Here is a 16686-nt window from a genome sequence, read left to right as displayed (position 1 = left end):
GTGGAGCAGATCGAGGTCAGCCACCCGGACTGGTGCCGGCAGGACGACGGATGCCGCCGCAACGCCGACGGCTCCGTTACCCACGTGCACGTTCACAACATCATCGGAGACACGGCGCGGGTGCTGGCCGAGCAGGTCGACACCCCGGACGAGAGCGGAAAACTTCGTCCCGGTGACCCGAAGGTCGTTACCGAGTTCCCGGCCGGTGCCCGGCTGTCAAACGCGGACATGCGGCGAGTCGTTCGGGCACATGCCCGGGTGGCGAAGTGGACGGGCGAATCGAACACGTCCGGGGGTGTGCTGTGAAGGACCGGATTAGCGTTCCCGAACTCCTCGCCATCCCGGCCGGTACCCGGATCGCGTGGTGGATCGAGTTCGCCGCCTTCGCCGACAGCCTCGCCGCCGTCCAACGGCACCCGGGCAGTGTCGACTGGCACACGATCGACCGGGTGGCCGACGACGACACCCATGTGATCGTGACCATCGGCGACAACGAGTGGGCGATCGACAAGCGGCACCACGTGGTTATCGACACCGGGACGGTGGCGTGATGGACGCCTTCATCCTGCGGGTCCTCGCCGATGTTGCCGCCGGCCGGGTCTACTTCGACAGCCTCGGCAACGTGCGAGTCACTCCGGAAACGAACGTGGACCCGGCGGACGAGCCTCGCTACATCCGCATCGTCCGGGAACTGTTGGCGGCGTGCCCGGAGGTCGACGCCGAGCAGGCCGGTTCGGATGGTCTGCAACGGCTGCGGCTGGTTGTCCCGGACGGCTACACGTCGGCGACGGTGTTGACGTGTGTGTCCGGCGCGTTCGAGGCGGTGGCCCGGTGAACCGGCAGCAGTGGTCAGCCCTGAATGCGAACCGTGAACCGCAGTGGCCGGTGAAGCCGATGCCGAACCAGCGGGCCACCCGGGACTCCGCCCGGCCGATCACACCTCGGCCGCCGACGCGTCCGAACCGGGCCGACGGGTCGGAGGCCCGGCCGTGAGCCGCCTCTTCCGCCGGCCCGCCCGGTACGTCGGCCAGCACCGGCCCGGAGTGGAGCGTCTGGCCCTGCCGGTGGATCCGTGGCAGGCCGGTGAGGCGTTCGACCCGCTGACCGACACGGCGTTCATGTCGGCGGTGGCGTGATGGCCGCCGAGGTGGTGGACCTGCGGACCCGGCCCGGGTTCGTCCCGGCCGAGCCCGACGAGGATCGCGGACCGCAACCGCCGGACGGTCTCACGTTCGAGCAGCAGCAGATCTGGTGGGACGGCTACACGACCGCCGTCGGCCGCAAGGAGCAGGCGGCGAAGACGTTCCTGGTCGGTGCGACCCAGTTCTTCGCCGACCGGCAGCAGTCCGGGCCGCTCGGCCCCGCTTCCTGACCCGCGATTCCAGCAGCGAACCCCGGCCACCTGGCCGGAGGTCTATCCAGACGATGATTCGCCCCGATATGAGGAGAACTGTCATGTACGCGAGCGCCACGAACGGTCACCTGCCCCGCGAGATCCGCTCCACCCGCACCGTCGGCTCCGGCGAGGATCGGGCCACCATCCGGGTCCGCCCGAACCGGGGCAACGCCCGCCGGGCCGCGATCAACGAGTCGTGGGCGAGCGCCCGATGAGCGCAGCCGCAGAAATCGGCAACTGGCTTCGTTACCGACTCTTCCGTGCGGTGGCTCTGCCCCGACCGGTGTGGGACGACAGTCGCTACCCGCGCACCATCGGCGGCGGCTGGCGCTACTTCCGGGAGTGGGTCGCGTCCGGCGAGGTCGAGTTCTACGAGCGCAACCACCGCCGCTGAGCCCGTCCGGTGCCTCCCCGGCACGAACCCGTGTCGTGCCGGGGCAGGGGACCGGACGGTCCAACCCCAAACCCCGTGAGGAGACGTCATGGCGCAGAAGAGTAAGGACAAGGACAGCGGGATCGGCCGGCACCTCGGCGACCTGTCGCCGTCGAAGGCCGTCAAGGTCGCCGACGAACTGCGAGGCAAGCAGCCGCAGCCGGACGAGCGGCGGTAGCCGTGACCGACACCGCGACCATCCTCGACGACCGGTTCGGCGCCGCGTTCGCCGTCGTCGTCAACGAGGCCCTGTCATGGAGCCCCGAACAGGCCAGCGAACTTCGCACCCTGGGCGACGACACCCGGAGCCGGATCGGCGGCGAGGACTACGACTACGTCACCGACACGGTGTACACGGCGCTCCTCGACGCCGGTTTGGCCGAGTACGACTGCGACCTGGACGCCGACCAAGTTCCCGCCGGCTGGGTCGAGCAGGTCAGACGGCACACCCGCAGCAACGAGGTTGCCCAGGTGGCATGGGCGGTCCTCGCCCGCGACCGTGACCTGATCAGCACGGACGACTTCGTGACGCTCACCGACTGGTGGCAGGCGTCGGGCCTGCCACTGCCGGCGCGGGACGGGCGGTAGCTGTGTCTGCCGGCATGCCGTCGACTGGTCGCGCCTGCGGGTGCGGCCAGTCGACCCGGCCCGCGCCGCCGCCGCGTGGTGGCCGTCCGTGGGGTGACCAGCCGGAGCGGCAACACACCGACGGCAGCCCAGCCTGCCCGCCGGGCGCCGTCATCGGCGGTGCCCGGTGAACGCGCCGGTCACCTACACCGACCCGGAGGTGCTGGCAGCCGCCGCCCGGGGCGAGTCGTGGGCCGACCCGGAAGCCGACCCCTGCCGGATCGACTGGACCGCCCGGCAGGTCGCCTGCCCGCTCGCGTTCGAGCCCGGCTTCGATCTGGTCGACGGGCGTCCCCGCTACCCGTACACGACAACCAGCGTCCGGTACGGGCGGAACCAGCTCGGCCACTGGGGTCCGCAACTGTGCGTCGACGCGGTCGTGTCTTTGCACGCGAAGGAGATCGGCGGCCGGTGGCTGCTGCTCGTCGAACGCGGCGACGGCCACGGCTGGGCGTTGCCGGGCGGGTACGTTGACCCGGGCGAGGATCCGACGGCGGCGGCGATCCGGGAACTGCGGGAGGAGACCGGTTTCGACGGCGCGGCTTTCGACTGGGAGCGGATGCCGGCTCGGTACGTGCCCGACCCGCGCGCCTCCGACGAGGCGTGGATGGTCGTCATTCCCGTGTGGACGCACCTCGGCACCTACTACCGGGAGTACTTTCCCCACGTCGAGGGGGCCGACGATGCCCGCCGGGCTGCGTGGGTGCCGGCCGATTCGTACGCCGATCTGGTGTGGTATCTGACCGGCGAGTACGGCGGGCAGGTGTTCGCCGCGCACGTTCCGCTGCTACGCGAACTCCTCGACGGGACAGCGTCGTGACCGGCGACCGGCTCGGGGAGGAGATCACCGCAGTGCGGGCCGAACTCGGCCGAGTCGACACGAAAGCCGGGCTGCTCCTCGCCGTCGTCACCGCAGCCCTGGCCGGCGGGATAAGCCTCCTCGGACGCGACCAGCCGACGCTGTGTGTGGTGCTGCTCGTCGCCACGCTGGCCGCCACGGTCGCCGCCGGCTGGGTCCTCCTCGGCTCGGTCCGGCCGAACCTGTCCGGTGGGCACGGCCTGGTCGGCTACGCCACCGCAACCGACGACGACATCCACCGGATGGTGCGGGACGCCTCGCGGACAGAGACGCTGCGGGCCCTGTCCCGGCTCGCCGATGCGAAGTACCGCCGGCAGCGGGCCGCCGTCGACCTGCTGCGTACCGCCCTGCTGCTCGGCGCGGTCGCCGCAGGACTCACCTCGATCCTCTGACCTCGAAAGGAGCGCACCATGGCACGCATTCAGCACGGCCCGTACAACGCCGCCGGAGACGGTGACCGGATCGACGCCCAGGTGGGCCGGTTCGGACCGGCCGACGACCCGGACCAGCCCACCCCGCCGGCCGCGCCGGGTGGCAGCGAGAACATCCGCACCGGCAGCGCGACCGTCGGCGAACAGGTCGACGTGTACGTGGGCGACATCCGGATCTGACCGTTCCGGTCAGCCGCACTGCTCGACCTCGGAGGGGCGAGCGGTGCGGGACCGGCACGGAAGCCGATCACCCCTACCCCAGCGGCGGGACGCAGCTCCACCTACCACAGCTTCGCTGCGTCCCGCCTCCAACCCCGAAGGAGGCTGGCATGGCCAGTTTCGCAGACGATCACGCCGAATGGCAGAGGCTCCAAGCCGACGCCAAGTCGTCCGGCAGTAGTGCGGCGAAGATCGCCGCCGAGCAGGCCCGGATTGCCGTCACCCACCATCCGGCCGTCAACCGGGCGCGCGGACAGCTCCAGCATGCCGTGGAGCAGCAGCGGGCGGACGCGAAGTCTCGGCGCCGATGACCGGCGGCGAGATGCGGTTGGGGGTGGCCAGCTACGGCCGCCCCCGGCGCCGGACGAGGCCGGTCGTGCATGAGCCGGTGCCGGCCATCCACGAGCCGTGCCAGACCGACACAGAGCGGGGCGACTGCCCCGACGAATGCCCGCCCGAGACCCGCGAGGAAACCCGATGACGACGACAGTGGATGATCGGAGCGTGGCCGTCACGCCGTACTACCAGGGCAAGCGGGCCACCTTGTACGTCGGCGACTGTCGGGACATCGCCCCGCACCTGCCAGCCCGGTCGGTGGACCTAATGATCGCCGACCCGCCCTACGGCGTGCAGTGGCGTTCCGGCCGTCGCACGGAACGGTTCGACGCGATGGACGGCGACGACGGCACGGTGGACTGGCCGCAGATTCTCGGCGGCCTCGTGCGGACCGTGCTCCGAAATCACCGACACGTATACGTGTTCGGCTACGCCCCCGACCAGGTTGCCGCCCCGCTCAACCTCGGTGGTACCGCTGAACTGATCTGGGACAAGGAGCACATCGGCCCCGGCAACCTTGAACTTCCGTGGGGGCCAGAGCACGAGCGGTTCACGTTCGGGATCTACGAGTGGTCGGCCCGGAACCGCGAGAAGGGATCTGGTCGTCTCGCCGCTCGACTGCGGCAGGGTTCGGTGGTGCGGGCCGCTCGGCCGAACTCGGGACAGGTACGGCACCCGGACGAGAAGCCGGTCCCGCTGCTGCGGCCTCTCGTGGAGACATCGTCCCTGCCGGGGGAGACCGTGTTCGACCCGACAGCGGGCGTGTGTTCGACCGGTGTTGCCGCCGTGCTGGCGGGTCGGCGGACGGTGCTGATCGAGTCGGACATTAGGTATGCGGACATCGGCGTGGAGCGGCTTCAGGAGGCCGAGCGTCTGGCGGAGCGAATGGAGGCGGCATGACCACGCACATGATCGAGAGGCCGAGTCGCCGCCGCCGCAGCCGTGACCGGCGGGTGGAGATCCCGTCCGCCGCGCAGGTGGAGTTCGCCGCGCAGACGGTGGACGACCTGGCCCACAACCGGCCGGTGTTCGTGTCCGTGGATGGTCACGGTGGTGGCTGGTGTGTGACGGCGGTGGACGTGTACGCGTTCACGTACGACGTGTGGCGCGACCGGCAGTCGATGACTGTGGCGTGGGCTGCGGTCAGCCAGTAGCAGGCGTGGGTGCCGGCGTCGACCTACTCGGGATCGACGCCGGCATCTTCTCTCTCTGGACGCTTCCGCGCAGTCTCGCCCTTAAGGATCTGCACCACGCGGGTAGGCGAGCGGTCGATCATCGCGGCGATGCGGCGGTGGCTGACCTTCCGGCGTTGCAGCTCGAACGCCATCTCCTGTCGGGCTTCGCGCATGGCCGCGTGTACGTCCGGGATCCCTTCCAGGGCGTCTGTGAGCGCCTTGGCGCGACGACCGATCTCCTCCTCATCCAGGGATGGAAGGTCGCTGGTGTCGGCCATGCGGCGCAGTGAGGCGAAGGGATCGGGCATGGATTCACTGTACAGGGTTGCCTGTGTGTAGGGTACCCTGTACAGTAGTTGGTGTCAGGGAGAGCTACCCCGGGAGGCAGACATGCAGGGCATCGACATCAGCAACGCACCGGCCTCCCTCATCGAAGCCACCAAAGCAGCGATCCTCCGCTGCTGGACCGACTCCCGCAGCCTCGACGAAGCGATCCTCGAAGCCGCCTCCGACACCTACGACACCGCCATCGCCAAAGGCTGCAACAACGAGCAGGCCGAAGTGCTCGGCATGTTCGTCGTCACCGTCGGCGCCCACATGCGGTCCAACGCCCACATCTGACGAACGGAGAACCCCATGAGCGGCGAACTGGTCTACGTCGGCGAGGTCATCGACGGTGAACTGGTCGACGAGTGTGCCTGCGGCAACCCGGGCCAGTTGATGGCGGACCCGTTCGACGCGGACGTCAACAACGGCGACGCCGAGATCGTGCTCTGCGGCGACTGCGCCAACGACCTGTTCCTCGACATCTGACCGCCGCCGACGAGAGGGGCACTGCAATGTCCACCGACCTGACCTTCCCCGGCACGGGCGCCCTCACCGGCGATGTCCACGCCTCCCCGGCCAGCTCCTACACCTACGGCAGCGACCTCGACTGGGTGCTGGAGCAGATCGACGGCATCGACCCGGTCGACCTGGAGACCGTGGAGATCACCGAGACGATGCGGGTCGCGCACCGCGCCCTCGCGCAGGTGCGGGCCGAGATTCTGCGCCGCAAGGCCGTTCAGGCGGGATCGCAGCAGGTCGACTACTGCGGCGTGGACGGCGACTACGGCCGGGCGTGTGGGCCGGACTTGGGCCTGCCGTCGTGCGCCTACCACTCCCGTATCGCGATCGAAGGGTGACGCTGATGCTGACCGCCACCAACCTGCACACCCGGATCGCCGCCGAACTTGACCAGTGGGGGCGCGGCGAGTACGAGTTCGACGTCACCATCGACGGCTGCGAGCTGCGGATTGCCGATGACGGGCTCGCCTGCCACGTCGAACACATCGCGGTCCCCGGCAGCGCCGAAGGGCGGGGTTACGGGTCGGCGATGCTGTCGGCGGTGACCGCGTGGGCGGACCGGGAGCAGGTGACGGTCCGGTTGCACGCGTCGGAGGAGTTCGGCACCGACCGGGCGGCCCTTGCCCGCTTCTACGCCCGGCACGGGTTTGTGCCAGCCAACCGGATCGGCGGCATGGTCCGCCACCCGCACGGACAGGAGAACTGACCATGCCCCGCACGAAGAAGCCCGCCTACTGCGGCGACTGCTGCGCCGAGTTCGGCCCCAGCGTTCAGCCCGGCCGGATTCCCGGCCTGTGTGACGGCTGCTCCCCGCTGCACCTGGTGCACATCGCCCTAGCCGGTGACTTCGCCACCTACTGCGGCAAGCCGATGCGGGAAGTGAAGGACGACGACGTGCAGGACGTGGTGTTCGACGAGGTGACGAGCGACGTCAACTGCACCCGCTGCCACGACGCCTACAGCAACCGCAGCTCGTACTGACCCTTGGAGGATCTGATGGCGACCGCGACCGTGAACCTTGCCGACTACGTGATCGGCGACGGCCCGTGCACCGTGTACCGCTTCCCGAACGGGCACACCGCCTCCGTGCATCGTGCCAGCGCCGGTCGGTGGACCATCTGGCGCGAGGCGCTGGCCGACGACACCATGGTTCCGCTCAACGCGGACGGTGTGACCGGCCTGCTGACCCAGATCTACAACCTGCCCTGACCGTTCCGCACCCTTCGGGGCGCCGACCTCGGATCGTGTAGGCGCACCAGCGGGGTTCGACTCCCCGACGATCCGCTTCCAGAGACCATGCCGAGCAGCGAGGAGAACGATATGCCCGACCTCGACCCCTACGACCCGGACCAGAGCCACGACGACCCGGCCGTTCAGATCCTCATCCACGAAGGCTGGCTTGGCGTGTGGGACCACCCGATCGGCGTGACCGATCTGGAGAACGGCGTCCGGCAGGTCCGCACCGCTGACATCGTCAACGGCCGCACCGAGTCCCTCGTCGCGCTGGCCGAGTGGCTGGTGATGCTGGACGACCCCGAGGGCCCGGGTGCCGTCGCCCGACGCTCGGTAACGATGAACCAAATCATCCAGCGGGCTCGCGTCGCGCTGGACCGCAAGTCCTGACCACCTGAGCCCTCGCCCAGCCGTGAGGTGCCGGATCGAAACCGGCCGAGGGCGCCAACCCCGACCAGCCCAAGGAGATCGCGGTGTCTCAGTCTGTTGAGGTGACCGCCGTCGGTGTGACCGGACCGGAGGCGGTGGAGGTGCTGCACGCTCACGCCGACCGGGTGGACGCCCTACGGCGGCGGGCCGGAGTGGTGCTGGCCGGGATCGACCTCGACCATCCTGCGCGTGACATCGTGGCCGTCGACCAGCTCCGGCACGCGGGGGAGGCGGACGGGTTCGGGTTGGCGGATCTGATCGAGGCGGTGAGTTGGGCCGACCGGCAACCGCTGCCGGTTCCGGACGTGCGCGACCTGTGCTGGCAGGACGAGCCGTGAAGCCCGGAAGCGGCGCCTTGCAACTTTCGGGCGGTAACCTGTGCGGTATGCCAAGGAAGAATCGTGGTGCCAAGCTGACCGTTGCCGAGGTCGCCGAGCGGGTGGGGGTCACTCCCTCGACGTGGCGGACGTACCTGTTCAAGGCGCGTCAGGCTCGCGCTGCGGGCAAGGTGACGCCGAGCTTGGCGCCGGAGCCGGATGGGCAGTACGACGGGCGGACGCCGTGGTGGTGGGAGTCGACCATTGCGGAGTACATGAGTTCCCGTCGGGGGCAGGGATGGCGGGCGGGTTCCGCTAAGTAGCAGCAGCTCAGATGACGTTTATGCCACTATCCGAAACGCCTTGACGTTGCAACTTTATCGCCGTAACGTAGAGGATGAGAAGACATCGACCAGGGGAGCGGAATGATGACCGAGCAGACCGACACCGAGATCAGGGCCTCCGACGCCGCACCCGGCGATGTCCTGCTCCAACTCTCCTACCCGCAGTCCAGTGACGGCCAGCGAGCGCGCCTCACCATCACCGACCAGATGTCCGACGTCGTCCTCGCGAGCGTCAACCTGACCGCCGAACAGCTCATGAGCTTCATGTCGACGACCGCCACCCGGGTAGGCGGAGCCCACCTGCCGAGGCGCCCCGAGCTGATCGGCCGCCGGCAGGAAACCACCAAGACGAATGTGGACCGAAACAGCGACCGGACTGCCGAGCAGGTGCGTGACGAGTACATCGCCGCCGGCTGGGAGTCGGTGCAGATCCAGTCGACGAACTTCGGCTGCCGGGTGGTTGCCCGCCGGTGGGTCGCCGACGACGACATGGCCAACGCCCGACGTGTGGCTGAAGGGAAGTGACCCTGATGACCGAGACCGACTGGATCGTCAATGGCGCACGGATCGCTGTCGTCGTCGAGAGCGCCCGTGGTGACAGCGTCCGGTTCGACACCATCACCGGCCTCACCGAGCGGTACGTGACCACCGGGAAGTGCGGCAAGTTCCTACGTCGCAACCTCTGTCCCGTCGGGCAGGGTGAGTATGACCCCACCATCGTCCGCGTGCTGCCCCCGGACGACCCGTACGTTGCTCTCGCGCTGGCCCGGATCCGTGTTCGGAAGGTGGGGCGCATGGCAGACAAGGCCGCCAGTGGCTTCCGGGGTGACGGGGCCGAGGCACTGGCGGTGCTGGACGAGATCGAGCAGGCGGTTCGTGCCGCCCGTCAGGCCATCACCGGCAAGGAGGCGTGACCGATGGCGAAGAAGCTGACCCCCACCCAGATCGAGGTGCTGCGCCTCGTCGCCGTCGACAAGGTTTACCGCAGCGAGAAGACCGGCACCCTGTACAAGTCGTACCGGCGGGACAACCACCGGGACGTGAGCCGGCAGGTCGACGTGCTGGCCGAGTCCGAGCCGCCGCTGATCCGAATCGGTGAGCGGGGTCCGTGGTCGCGGCCGTGGCACATCACCAAGGACGGAACCGAACTGCTGACCGCGCTCGACGCGAAGAAGGCGTGACCGATGGACACCAAGTCTGCAAAGGATCTTCCCACTCGACCAGCCGCAGGTGCTCTACGTCGGCCACGACCGGCCCGACATCGCCGACCGGGACTGGTGGAAGCCACTCCTCGCCGCCGGACTGATCGCTCTACCGACACCGGGCCAGCAGCGTTGCACCGTCACCGACGACGGACGCGCAGCCATCGCCGCCTACGGAGAGGCGTAACCATGGCCGCCCTGACCGCCACCCCCACCCTCGCCGATGCTCTCCGCGCCGCTGACCGCAACGACCTGTGGCAGGAAGACGACCAGCGGACCACGCACGAGTACATCCAAGAGGTATTCGGCCTGTCCGACCCGTGGCAGGACGTCACCGAACAAGCCGACGCCGCCGCCCGCGACGGGCTGATCCGACTGCATGTGAGCAACCTCGGGGCGCGTCGGTGGGAGCTGACCGAGGCCGGTGCCAAGGTGCTCGCCGACCTGGACAAGGAGTAACCCGCCATGGCCGCCATGAATCCGCAGCCCGTCACGCTGTCGCCGACTCAAGCCCGGATCCTGCGGGAAGCCGCCGCCAACGGTGGACTGCTGCACATCGGCGAGTGGATGAAGCCGAAGGAGCGGAAGGCCGCCGACGGGCTCGTCCGCATGGGCGTGCTGTCTCCTGGCAGCGGGCTACGTGGCGTTTCGGCTCGGCACATCACTGGACACGGCCGGCGGGTGCTCGCCGACCTGGACGCGAAGGAGCAGTAGCCGTGGCCGCCACGACTGACGTCGCGTACACAACTGCCGCAGCGTTCCTTTCCGCCCACGGAGCCCCGCCAGCCAGCATCGACTTGGTAGCCGAACGCGTCGCCCGATTCGTTGCCGACATGTCACCCGACATGCTTACCCGCGTAGCCGAGATGCCCGTTTTCAGCCCGCTCACGGTCACCGCCGATGAGACCCGGCTACGCGGGATCGTGCCATCAACCGCGATGACCGCCGCCGCGATTCAAGCCGCCGCTGCCGCCGTCGCCGACACCCCAACCACCTGAGGAGCCAACCATGCCCGACACCGAAGCCCCACTGAACCTGACGCCCGGCAGGATTCGCCGCGAGGTGACCGCCATTGTCGAGCGAACCTTCCCCGTGCCGCGCGGCGAGAACTGCATGCCGGTCAGCGAAATGGAACGGGCACTGGTCGACTACGTCAACGACCTCGTACACGCCATCTACGCCGAGGAGAAGACCCGCCACGGTGACTACTCCATCGGCCCGGCCCGCGTCGAGTGGGCGGCCGAGGCGCACTACTACGACGGCACCGTAAAGCACTCCGTAGCCGAGGACGAGAACCACGCAGCCCTGCTCGCCGACAGTATCGCGACGCACCTCGCGAGCCTGAACGAGCCGACCCGGCGACACAACGGGGTCGAGTCGGTCGCGATCGTCAACCGCGAGGTCCGGGTGTTCGGCGACGGCACGCAGGTGATCTCGCCGTGGCGGAAGGTCCGCGACGGTCGGGTGCCGGAGTTCGGCGACGAGGAGGCAACTCATGCCTGACCAGACCGCCACCTTCGAGCCTGCCGCCAACTACTACGTCACCCGTCGCCACTACAGCTTCAACCTGGCCGCAGGAATCGGCAGCGGAAGGCGTGGCACAGCGATCTGCCGCCCCGGTGGACAACCCGTCGAGGTGTACGACCAGGAGTGGGTCACCCACAAAGACCTGCGGTACCGGCCGGGCAAGGCACCTCGCAGGATCGCGGACCTGCCGGAGTGCAAGGCGTGCGCGCGGGCCAAGGCGAAGCAGGAAGCTGAGGCAGCGGACCGGCTGATCGACGCGATCCTCGCGGAGGGCGACCGTGGCTGACCAGACCGCTACCCGTCTGCCGCTGGCCTGGCGTGCCGGGGACCCAGAGCCCGACAACCGGGTCACCGAGGTCCGCACCGGCTACGGCGAGACGTGGACCCGCGTCCGATCCGACCGCGAACACCCCGACTACCGGTGGTGGAACGGCGACAAGATCCGCACCTGGGACATGCTTACCCACAACCGGGGACCGCTGTACAACGCGGCGAGGTTGCGGCGGCTCCACAGCGCGTACCGGGGGCGTCGTCGTGGCTGACCGTCGCCTGCCGTACGCGCGCACGCTCGCCGTCCTCCGGGTCCTGTCCTGGCCCTACCGGTACCCGCCGCTGTCGTGGCTGTCCGCGTTCATCGACTGGATCGCCGGCAGCAAGCGACGGTTCGTCGCCAACATCATCGTGTGCCTGCTGGTCATCGTCGGCGCGACCGTGTGGGAGGTCACCCGTGGCTGAGCAGACCGTTGGTGAGCGCCCGGCCGCCGTCAACGACCTCGTCGGCCGGCTCGCCGCCGTCAGGACCAAGCACACCCCGGACCCACACCTGTCAAAAGAGTGACCTAAGCAGGCAACACAAGCGCACCGGCTACGACAATCCGTCGATGACCACGTGGACGTACGGCTACCTCGCCACCGTTGTGCTCTGGACCGAGGACGTTACCAATCCTCGCTATCGGTTCGTTGCGTTCATCGAAGACGGCGACGGCGTCCGGCCGCTACCCGGGAGCAACTTCCTGGCCGCCGCCAACGAGGCAGGCGCCGAGGGATGGATGCTGATGGACGGTTTCGGTCAGAGCGGGCATCCGCATCCGCATTGGTTGCCGAGCCAGGTGGGACAGCACTACTCGGAGACCCCCAGGGTTCATCAGTATTCGGCGACTTTCATGCGTCGACAGGTCTCCTGAGCCAACCGCTACTCGCATCCGTCGGTGTCGCCGCGCCCGTACCCCTCGCAGCAGTCCGGCTGATGCCCGTACACCCGCAACTCGGCGCCCTTGACCCGCTGGTAGTCGCCTGTCCGCTCATAGAGGCAGGCCCGCCACACCACCGTCGGGCCGGACGCCTCCACCTGCTGCCCGCCACCCGGACCACCCTGCAACACCACCAGCTCCCCGGCCATGCCGGGCAGGGTAGCGGGGTGGGCGACGTTTCCGCAGGTCAGGGCAGAATGTTTGTGATCTACTACTTGCCGGTCACGCGAAGGTAGTGCTTCGCCAACTCCAACGCCAACCCTTCCTCGTCGAGGAGCGGCGGCTCAACGAGGGTCTTCTGTGGCACCTTGTATGAGGGTCCGCGAGGGATTGGTACCTGCCAGGCGTCTGGATCGAGGTACTTGGTGACCTCGACGTAGATGTACCAGTCACCGAACGGGCCGAGGTAGTAAACGTAACCGTTCGGGAACGTTCCGATCATCCAGACACCCGAGGTCGCATCGGGTTTGACGCCTGCCTTCTCCAAGCGTTTCACATGCTCCTGGGTGATCTCCCGCAGGCGGACACGCTTCTCCGCTTCCTCGCGCGCCGCCGCGTCGTACTTGCTCCAGTCGACCACGCCATCCTCCCGCTGATAGTCCCGGTGACGGTAGCAACGCGAACCGTGATCACGAAGGCCACGACATGCGGCTGTCGGGAACGCGACCGGGGCGACTCCTCGTGGCCGAACTACGGCAGCTCGCCGGCCTCCCGGAGCCGTTGCACCTCGGCCTCAACAAGCGGGGTGACCACGGAGGCCATCGTCACGCCCCGCGCCTCGCAGTACCTGGCGAGCGCATCCCACGCCTGCCCGTCGGCATCGTGACGAGCCTGGTTCCGTAGCCGCAGCGCCTCCATCTCGGCGTCCCGCTCCGGCCCTTCCGGCATCTCCAACACCCGCGCCAACTCCCGCACCGACCCGGCGTCGTAGCGGCGATGCCCGCCGGGGGTGCGGGTCGTCCGCAGCAGGCCGCCCTTCGTGTGGGCGATCACCGTTGACGCGGACACGTCAAGCACGGCGGCAACCTCGTCGGTTCGTAGCCGTCCGCGCTCGCTCATGTCTCCTCGCCGTCCTGTCGGTCTTCTGGGTCCCACACAGCATGGCAGACCTGCTGATCCTTGCGCGACAGCCGAACGTGCAGATTCCATGAAACTTATTAAACCCCCTGTAGCTGTTGAACCTGTCAATCCTGTGGCACACTGTACGGAGGAACGCCCAACAACGCCACGTCCACGAGTGGAAGGGGATGCGAGTGACCGACCGGGCCAAGCTGGCAGCCGAGCTGGACGACGTGCGCCGCACCACGCGCATCGTCGGCCTCATCGTCTGGGCTGTCGCAATCGCCGTCATGGTCTACGGCATCCCGATCGTCTACACGCTCCTCGTCGACCACGACATCCCCCGAGGAATCGCCTGGCTCCTCAGCCCGATCGTTGACGGCGCCCTCGCCGTCGGCCTCGTCGCCACCGGCGTCCTCGCCCGCTACAACCTCCCCTACGGCTGGGTTGGTGCGATCCGCTGGGTTGCCGGCTTCACCACCTGGGCGCTCGCGACCGCCGGCCCGTGGACCCACCCCGGCGGCATCGACTGGCTCGGCGTCGGCACCCACTCTGCCGGCCCGATCATCCTGTTCTTCACCGTCGAAGCCGCCGCCCAGTTCCAGCACAAGATGGGCAAGGTCATCGCCGCCAAGGAGGCGGCGGTGAAGGCGCTCGACGACAAGGCGAAGTCGGAGCAGGCGCAGATTGCCGAACTCACCGACCGGGTCAAGCGACTCACCGCAGACCTCAAGGCCGCCGACGTTCGTGAGGCCGAGTACACCGAACGGGCCGCAACGTTGACCGCCAACCTTGACGAGTTGCGGATGGAGTTGGACACCGTCCGGACTGCCCTCAACGAAGCCAACGAACGAGCCGACGTTGAACTCAAGGCAGCCGTTGACGCGCTCAAGGTCAAGCACAACGAGCAGATGGCTCGGGTGCGGGCCGAGGCGTCAACGGTGAGCCTCAACAACTACCGGTCCAGCCGGTCCCGCAAGGCGGCGGACGCACCCAAGGTTGGTGGCCCCGGACGGCCCCGGCTTGATGACGAAGAAGCACTTCAGAAGCTCCTTGCGGAGCATCCGGAGCCCGACTTTCCGTGGTCTCAAGCGAAGGTCCGCAAGGTGCTCGGCGGCGGCGGTTGGGACATGGCCGCCCGGCTGGTTGAGGCCATCAACCAGCACCACCGCAAGGTGTCCGGCTTGAGCGGCGGCCGGGGTGCCGAGGGCCGCAACGTTGAGCCTCACGGTGACCTCTCCGACGACGACAAGGAGGACAGCCGTGGCCTCGCCGCAGCCCTCACCGGATGACGCGAACGGGATCCGCGAGGAAGCGAAGGCGTGGTTGCGGAGGGTCCTCGACGACCCGAACGAGCCGAAGAACCCGAGGAGGACGAGATGGACGTGACGTACGGATGTCCGTGGTCGGACCCGATGCCGACCGGGCCGAAGAAGGAGGAGATGTGACCACTACCGACCTGGTGCGGCGGCCGAGTGCCGCCGTGGACGTACCCCAGACCGCCCGCCAGACCGTGCGGGCGCCGATGCCGAAGCCGCGCCTGAGTGTCGGCATGTTCTTGGCCCTGTTCCTGCTGGCGCTGGTCGGCGTCTTCTTCGCCGGCTTCCTGCTCAGCGTGTGACCTGCGCAAACACTATGGAGACGACTGTGGCAGCCCAGATTTTCGAGATCAAACTCTATCGAGAAGGCAGGGAAGTTCGCGGCAGCGAGCCGTTCCTGACCGGGCTCGACCTGGACGCTGCTGAAGTCACCGCACCGATGCTGAACGGGCACCTGCTCGGGGCGGTGCTCCGCTCCGGTGGCCGCCGGGACCAGGTGCACATGTACCACCTGGAGGCGAAGCAGGTCGACCGGTACGGCAAAGGTGCAGGTCAAGTGCTGTTTCGGTGGGTGTTGCCGGCGCCGGAGGACGCGTGATGGCGACCCGGGCGCAGAAATCGCAGCAGCGCAGGCAGGCGTGGCATGAGGGCCGGATCGAGCAGGCGGACACGCCGAAAGCCCGGCTGTGGGCGGCGTGCGGCTGGCTGGTCGCGGAGGCGTGGCGGCGCGGCCGGATCGAGGAGGCGACGGAGGTCGTGTTGACCACGGTTCACGAGATCAGAGAGGAGCAGATGTCATGACCGCTACGGCTACGCGGAGTGAAATTCGATCCCCGCACAACGGGAGGGTGCCGGATCTGGACAGCCCGGCTGTGTCGACGCGCGCGCGCGCGAGAATACCGAACACGAAGAGTGACCGCAAATCGTCTCGTGTTCGGGTGTCCGGGCTGCTCGTCTCGGCCCGAATCGGTGCCCGCCGCTGGTGGGTGTGGACCGCCCGGCCGTCGTCGCTGCGGGCCGCGTGGCGGCTCTCGGCGGTCGACGAGAAGCGGATCCCCGGCAAGTCGGGTGCCCTGCGCACCCTGTGGAAGATCTCGAACTGGTCGGACCGGCTGGCCATGTTCGTCCTCGTGATGCTCGCCCCCACGTGGGTGTCGGGGCCGCTGCGGTGGATCGGCGCCCGGCCCACCCGTCGATGGGGGTTCTACATCGTCCTGGCGGCGGGTGCCGTCGCTATCTATCTCAACGGAAGGAGTTGATCGTCATGTTTGGAATCGGTGCCCGACTCGGCACCTTGGCCATCGCCGCATCCCTGCTGTACGTCGCCTACCTACTGCACCGGTCCCGGAAGCCTGCGGCTCGGCACGCGGGGGTCGCGATGTCGTTTGTCGCCGGCTTGGCGTTCCTGGTCACGTTCGTCGGCGAGTGGATGAGCAAGGCCGACTGGCTGGGTGGCTTCGCCGTCGCCGGTCTCATCGTCTGCCTCGCGATCGTCGCCGTCGACTGGCTGTGGGACAAGAAGCCCGACAAGCCGGCGTTCTGGGCGGCGTTCGCGCTGGCGCTGTTCATCGTTCTCGGCTCGACGAACATGAGCGACGTCGGCAGCAACATCTCCGACGGCGGGAAGCTCGTCGGTGAGCAACTGGAAAAGATTGACGACCAGCCCAAGCCGGCGGCGAAGTAG

Annotated in this window: 45 protein-coding genes; 41 read left to right on the top strand and 4 right to left on the bottom strand. The window is 68.4% G+C overall.

What is annotated here, in order from left to right; translation table 11 throughout:
• The 15 genes from ACN28A_RS01370 to ACN28A_RS01300 all read left to right on the top strand — a co-directional run bounded on the left by ACN28A_RS01370 (position 1) and on the right by ACN28A_RS01300 (position 5455).
• Positions 1–306, top strand: coding sequence for a hypothetical protein (locus ACN28A_RS01370; RefSeq protein WP_421391600.1), 306 nt, complete (start codon positions 1–3; stop codon positions 304–306).
• Positions 303–551 (top strand): hypothetical protein, encoded by a 249-nt coding sequence (locus ACN28A_RS01365; protein ID WP_421391598.1) that lies wholly within the window; start codon positions 303–305, stop codon positions 549–551. Before ACN28A_RS01370 ends, ACN28A_RS01365 begins: the two co-directional genes overlap by 4 nt.
• Positions 551–835 carry a hypothetical protein gene (locus ACN28A_RS01360; protein ID WP_421391597.1) on the top strand — a complete coding sequence of 95 codons (285 nt, stop codon included), beginning with the start codon at positions 551–553 and terminating at the stop codon, positions 833–835. Before ACN28A_RS01365 ends, ACN28A_RS01360 begins: the two co-directional genes overlap by 1 nt.
• A gap of 154 nt (positions 836–989) precedes the next feature.
• Complete coding sequence (locus tag ACN28A_RS01355; protein ID WP_421391596.1) at positions 990–1136, top strand: hypothetical protein; 147 nt, start codon at positions 990–992, stop codon at positions 1134–1136.
• A complete protein-coding gene (locus ACN28A_RS01350; RefSeq protein WP_421391595.1) occupies positions 1136–1372 on the top strand; it encodes a hypothetical protein in 237 nt (78 codons plus the stop codon). The genes ACN28A_RS01355 and ACN28A_RS01350 overlap by 1 nt, the downstream gene beginning before the upstream one ends.
• Positions 1373–1455: 83 nt before the next feature.
• A complete protein-coding gene (locus tag ACN28A_RS01345; protein ID WP_421391594.1) occupies positions 1456–1611 on the top strand; it encodes a hypothetical protein in 156 nt (51 codons plus the stop codon).
• Positions 1608–1790 carry a hypothetical protein gene (locus ACN28A_RS01340; protein WP_421391593.1) on the top strand — a complete coding sequence of 61 codons (183 nt, stop codon included), beginning with the start codon at positions 1608–1610 and terminating at the stop codon, positions 1788–1790. Before ACN28A_RS01345 ends, ACN28A_RS01340 begins: the two co-directional genes overlap by 4 nt.
• 88 nt (positions 1791–1878) lie before the next feature.
• Complete coding sequence (locus ACN28A_RS01335) at positions 1879–2007, top strand: hypothetical protein (RefSeq protein WP_421391591.1); 129 nt, start codon at positions 1879–1881, stop codon at positions 2005–2007.
• Between the two features lie 2 nt (positions 2008–2009).
• On the top strand, positions 2010–2417 hold the full coding sequence (locus ACN28A_RS01330; protein ID WP_421391590.1) for a hypothetical protein: 408 nt from the start codon (positions 2010–2012) through the stop codon (positions 2415–2417).
• A 166-nt stretch (positions 2418–2583) separates the two neighbouring features.
• Complete coding sequence (locus ACN28A_RS01325) at positions 2584–3276, top strand: NUDIX domain-containing protein (protein ID WP_421391589.1); 693 nt, start codon at positions 2584–2586, stop codon at positions 3274–3276.
• On the top strand, positions 3273–3707 hold the full coding sequence (locus tag ACN28A_RS01320; RefSeq protein ID WP_421391588.1) for a Pycsar system effector family protein: 435 nt from the start codon (positions 3273–3275) through the stop codon (positions 3705–3707). The genes ACN28A_RS01325 and ACN28A_RS01320 overlap by 4 nt, the downstream gene beginning before the upstream one ends.
• Positions 3708–3725: 18 nt before the next feature.
• On the top strand, positions 3726–3926 hold the full coding sequence (locus tag ACN28A_RS01315; protein ID WP_421391587.1) for a hypothetical protein: 201 nt from the start codon (positions 3726–3728) through the stop codon (positions 3924–3926).
• Positions 3927–4075: 149 nt separating this feature from the next.
• Positions 4076–4276 (top strand): hypothetical protein, encoded by a 201-nt coding sequence (locus tag ACN28A_RS01310; protein WP_421391586.1) that lies wholly within the window; start codon positions 4076–4078, stop codon positions 4274–4276.
• A gap of 166 nt (positions 4277–4442) precedes the next feature.
• Complete coding sequence (locus ACN28A_RS01305) at positions 4443–5201, top strand: DNA-methyltransferase (protein WP_421391584.1); 759 nt, start codon at positions 4443–4445, stop codon at positions 5199–5201.
• On the top strand, positions 5198–5455 hold the full coding sequence (locus ACN28A_RS01300) for a hypothetical protein (protein WP_421391583.1): 258 nt from the start codon (positions 5198–5200) through the stop codon (positions 5453–5455). Before ACN28A_RS01305 ends, ACN28A_RS01300 begins: the two co-directional genes overlap by 4 nt.
• A gap of 23 nt (positions 5456–5478) precedes the next feature.
• Here ACN28A_RS01300 and ACN28A_RS01295 read toward each other — a convergent pair whose 3' ends face one another.
• Complete coding sequence (locus ACN28A_RS01295) at positions 5479–5784, bottom strand: hypothetical protein (RefSeq protein ID WP_421391582.1); 306 nt, start codon at positions 5782–5784, stop codon at positions 5479–5481.
• Between the two features lie 82 nt (positions 5785–5866).
• Between ACN28A_RS01295 and ACN28A_RS01290 the strand changes: the two genes are divergently transcribed.
• The 20 genes from ACN28A_RS01290 to ACN28A_RS01195 all read left to right on the top strand — a co-directional run bounded on the left by ACN28A_RS01290 (position 5867) and on the right by ACN28A_RS01195 (position 12558).
• Positions 5867–6097, top strand: a complete 231-nt coding sequence (locus ACN28A_RS01290; protein WP_421391581.1) for a hypothetical protein — start codon at positions 5867–5869, stop codon at positions 6095–6097.
• 15 nt (positions 6098–6112) lie between these two features.
• Entirely contained in the window at positions 6113–6289 is a 177-nt protein-coding gene (locus tag ACN28A_RS01285) for a hypothetical protein (RefSeq protein WP_421391579.1), read from the top strand.
• Positions 6290–6315: 26 nt separating this feature from the next.
• Positions 6316–6660 (top strand): hypothetical protein, encoded by a 345-nt coding sequence (locus ACN28A_RS01280; protein WP_421391578.1) that lies wholly within the window; start codon positions 6316–6318, stop codon positions 6658–6660.
• A 5-nt stretch (positions 6661–6665) separates the two neighbouring features.
• Positions 6666–7028, top strand: coding sequence for a GNAT family N-acetyltransferase (locus ACN28A_RS01275; protein ID WP_421391576.1), 363 nt, complete (start codon positions 6666–6668; stop codon positions 7026–7028).
• A 2-nt stretch (positions 7029–7030) separates the two neighbouring features.
• Entirely contained in the window at positions 7031–7303 is a 273-nt protein-coding gene (locus ACN28A_RS01270; RefSeq protein WP_421391574.1) for a hypothetical protein, read from the top strand.
• A 15-nt stretch (positions 7304–7318) separates the two neighbouring features.
• Complete coding sequence (locus tag ACN28A_RS01265; protein WP_421391573.1) at positions 7319–7531, top strand: hypothetical protein; 213 nt, start codon at positions 7319–7321, stop codon at positions 7529–7531.
• A 111-nt stretch (positions 7532–7642) separates the two neighbouring features.
• Entirely contained in the window at positions 7643–7945 is a 303-nt protein-coding gene (locus tag ACN28A_RS01260) for a hypothetical protein (RefSeq protein ID WP_421391572.1), read from the top strand.
• 83 nt (positions 7946–8028) lie between these two features.
• Positions 8029–8322 carry a hypothetical protein gene (locus ACN28A_RS01255; RefSeq protein WP_421391571.1) on the top strand — a complete coding sequence of 98 codons (294 nt, stop codon included), beginning with the start codon at positions 8029–8031 and terminating at the stop codon, positions 8320–8322.
• Positions 8323–8729: 407 nt separating this feature from the next.
• Positions 8730–9170, top strand: a complete 441-nt coding sequence (locus ACN28A_RS01250) for a hypothetical protein (protein WP_421391569.1) — start codon at positions 8730–8732, stop codon at positions 9168–9170.
• Between the two features lie 5 nt (positions 9171–9175).
• A complete protein-coding gene (locus tag ACN28A_RS01245) occupies positions 9176–9559 on the top strand; it encodes a hypothetical protein (protein WP_421391567.1) in 384 nt (127 codons plus the stop codon).
• A gap of 3 nt (positions 9560–9562) precedes the next feature.
• A complete protein-coding gene (locus tag ACN28A_RS01240; protein ID WP_421391566.1) occupies positions 9563–9826 on the top strand; it encodes a hypothetical protein in 264 nt (87 codons plus the stop codon).
• Positions 9827–9875: 49 nt separating this feature from the next.
• A complete protein-coding gene (locus ACN28A_RS01235; RefSeq protein WP_421391565.1) occupies positions 9876–10034 on the top strand; it encodes a hypothetical protein in 159 nt (52 codons plus the stop codon).
• A 2-nt stretch (positions 10035–10036) separates the two neighbouring features.
• A complete protein-coding gene (locus tag ACN28A_RS01230) occupies positions 10037–10306 on the top strand; it encodes a hypothetical protein (RefSeq protein ID WP_421391563.1) in 270 nt (89 codons plus the stop codon).
• A 6-nt stretch (positions 10307–10312) separates the two neighbouring features.
• Complete coding sequence (locus ACN28A_RS01225) at positions 10313–10561, top strand: hypothetical protein (protein WP_421391561.1); 249 nt, start codon at positions 10313–10315, stop codon at positions 10559–10561.
• A gap of 2 nt (positions 10562–10563) precedes the next feature.
• Positions 10564–10845 carry a hypothetical protein gene (locus ACN28A_RS01220; RefSeq protein ID WP_421391560.1) on the top strand — a complete coding sequence of 94 codons (282 nt, stop codon included), beginning with the start codon at positions 10564–10566 and terminating at the stop codon, positions 10843–10845.
• 10 nt (positions 10846–10855) lie between these two features.
• Positions 10856–11350: a hypothetical protein gene (locus ACN28A_RS01215; protein WP_421391558.1), complete on the top strand. Its 495-nt coding sequence runs from the start codon at positions 10856–10858 to the stop codon at positions 11348–11350.
• Positions 11343–11660, top strand: a complete 318-nt coding sequence (locus tag ACN28A_RS01210) for a hypothetical protein (protein WP_421391556.1) — start codon at positions 11343–11345, stop codon at positions 11658–11660. The genes ACN28A_RS01215 and ACN28A_RS01210 overlap by 8 nt, the downstream gene beginning before the upstream one ends.
• Positions 11653–11916: a hypothetical protein gene (locus ACN28A_RS01205; RefSeq protein ID WP_421391554.1), complete on the top strand. Its 264-nt coding sequence runs from the start codon at positions 11653–11655 to the stop codon at positions 11914–11916. The genes ACN28A_RS01210 and ACN28A_RS01205 overlap by 8 nt, the downstream gene beginning before the upstream one ends.
• Entirely contained in the window at positions 11909–12109 is a 201-nt protein-coding gene (locus tag ACN28A_RS01200) for a hypothetical protein (protein WP_421391553.1), read from the top strand. Before ACN28A_RS01205 ends, ACN28A_RS01200 begins: the two co-directional genes overlap by 8 nt.
• Before the next feature lie 146 nt (positions 12110–12255).
• Positions 12256–12558, top strand: a complete 303-nt coding sequence (locus ACN28A_RS01195; RefSeq protein ID WP_421391551.1) for a hypothetical protein — start codon at positions 12256–12258, stop codon at positions 12556–12558.
• 8 nt (positions 12559–12566) lie between these two features.
• On the opposite strand, the gene ACN28A_RS01190 is transcribed toward ACN28A_RS01195, so the two are convergent.
• The 3 genes from ACN28A_RS01190 to ACN28A_RS01180 form a co-directional block, all read right to left on the bottom strand.
• On the bottom strand, positions 12567–12773 hold the full coding sequence (locus tag ACN28A_RS01190) for a hypothetical protein (RefSeq protein WP_421391549.1): 207 nt from the start codon (positions 12771–12773) through the stop codon (positions 12567–12569).
• 62 nt (positions 12774–12835) lie between these two features.
• A complete protein-coding gene (locus tag ACN28A_RS01185; RefSeq protein WP_421391547.1) occupies positions 12836–13204 on the bottom strand; it encodes a hypothetical protein in 369 nt (122 codons plus the stop codon).
• A gap of 110 nt (positions 13205–13314) precedes the next feature.
• Positions 13315–13683: a helix-turn-helix domain-containing protein gene (locus tag ACN28A_RS01180; RefSeq protein WP_421391546.1), complete on the bottom strand. Its 369-nt coding sequence runs from the start codon at positions 13681–13683 to the stop codon at positions 13315–13317.
• A gap of 194 nt (positions 13684–13877) precedes the next feature.
• Here ACN28A_RS01180 and ACN28A_RS01175 point away from each other — a divergent pair, with 194 nt between their 5' ends.
• From ACN28A_RS01175 to ACN28A_RS01150, 6 genes are all read left to right on the top strand, one after another.
• Positions 13878–14975 (top strand): hypothetical protein, encoded by a 1098-nt coding sequence (locus tag ACN28A_RS01175; RefSeq protein WP_421391545.1) that lies wholly within the window; start codon positions 13878–13880, stop codon positions 14973–14975.
• Positions 14976–15127: 152 nt separating this feature from the next.
• Positions 15128–15304: a hypothetical protein gene (locus ACN28A_RS01170; protein ID WP_421391544.1), complete on the top strand. Its 177-nt coding sequence runs from the start codon at positions 15128–15130 to the stop codon at positions 15302–15304.
• A 26-nt stretch (positions 15305–15330) separates the two neighbouring features.
• The gene (locus tag ACN28A_RS01165; RefSeq protein WP_421391542.1) at positions 15331–15600 is read left to right on the top strand and encodes a hypothetical protein; all 270 of its coding nucleotides are present in this window, start codon (positions 15331–15333) and stop codon (positions 15598–15600) included.
• Positions 15600–15803: a hypothetical protein gene (locus tag ACN28A_RS01160; protein ID WP_421391540.1), complete on the top strand. Its 204-nt coding sequence runs from the start codon at positions 15600–15602 to the stop codon at positions 15801–15803. Before ACN28A_RS01165 ends, ACN28A_RS01160 begins: the two co-directional genes overlap by 1 nt.
• Positions 15804–15940: 137 nt before the next feature.
• Positions 15941–16261 carry a hypothetical protein gene (locus ACN28A_RS01155; protein WP_421391539.1) on the top strand — a complete coding sequence of 107 codons (321 nt, stop codon included), beginning with the start codon at positions 15941–15943 and terminating at the stop codon, positions 16259–16261.
• 5 nt (positions 16262–16266) lie between these two features.
• A complete protein-coding gene (locus ACN28A_RS01150) occupies positions 16267–16686 on the top strand; it encodes a hypothetical protein (protein ID WP_421391537.1) in 420 nt (139 codons plus the stop codon).

The organism is Plantactinospora sp. WMMB782, assembly GCF_049179135.1.
Classification (GTDB): domain Bacteria; phylum Actinomycetota; class Actinomycetes; order Mycobacteriales; family Micromonosporaceae; genus Plantactinospora.
The sequence above is the reverse complement of the archived record's forward strand: the minus strand, read 5'-3'. Positions and strand labels throughout refer to the sequence as shown.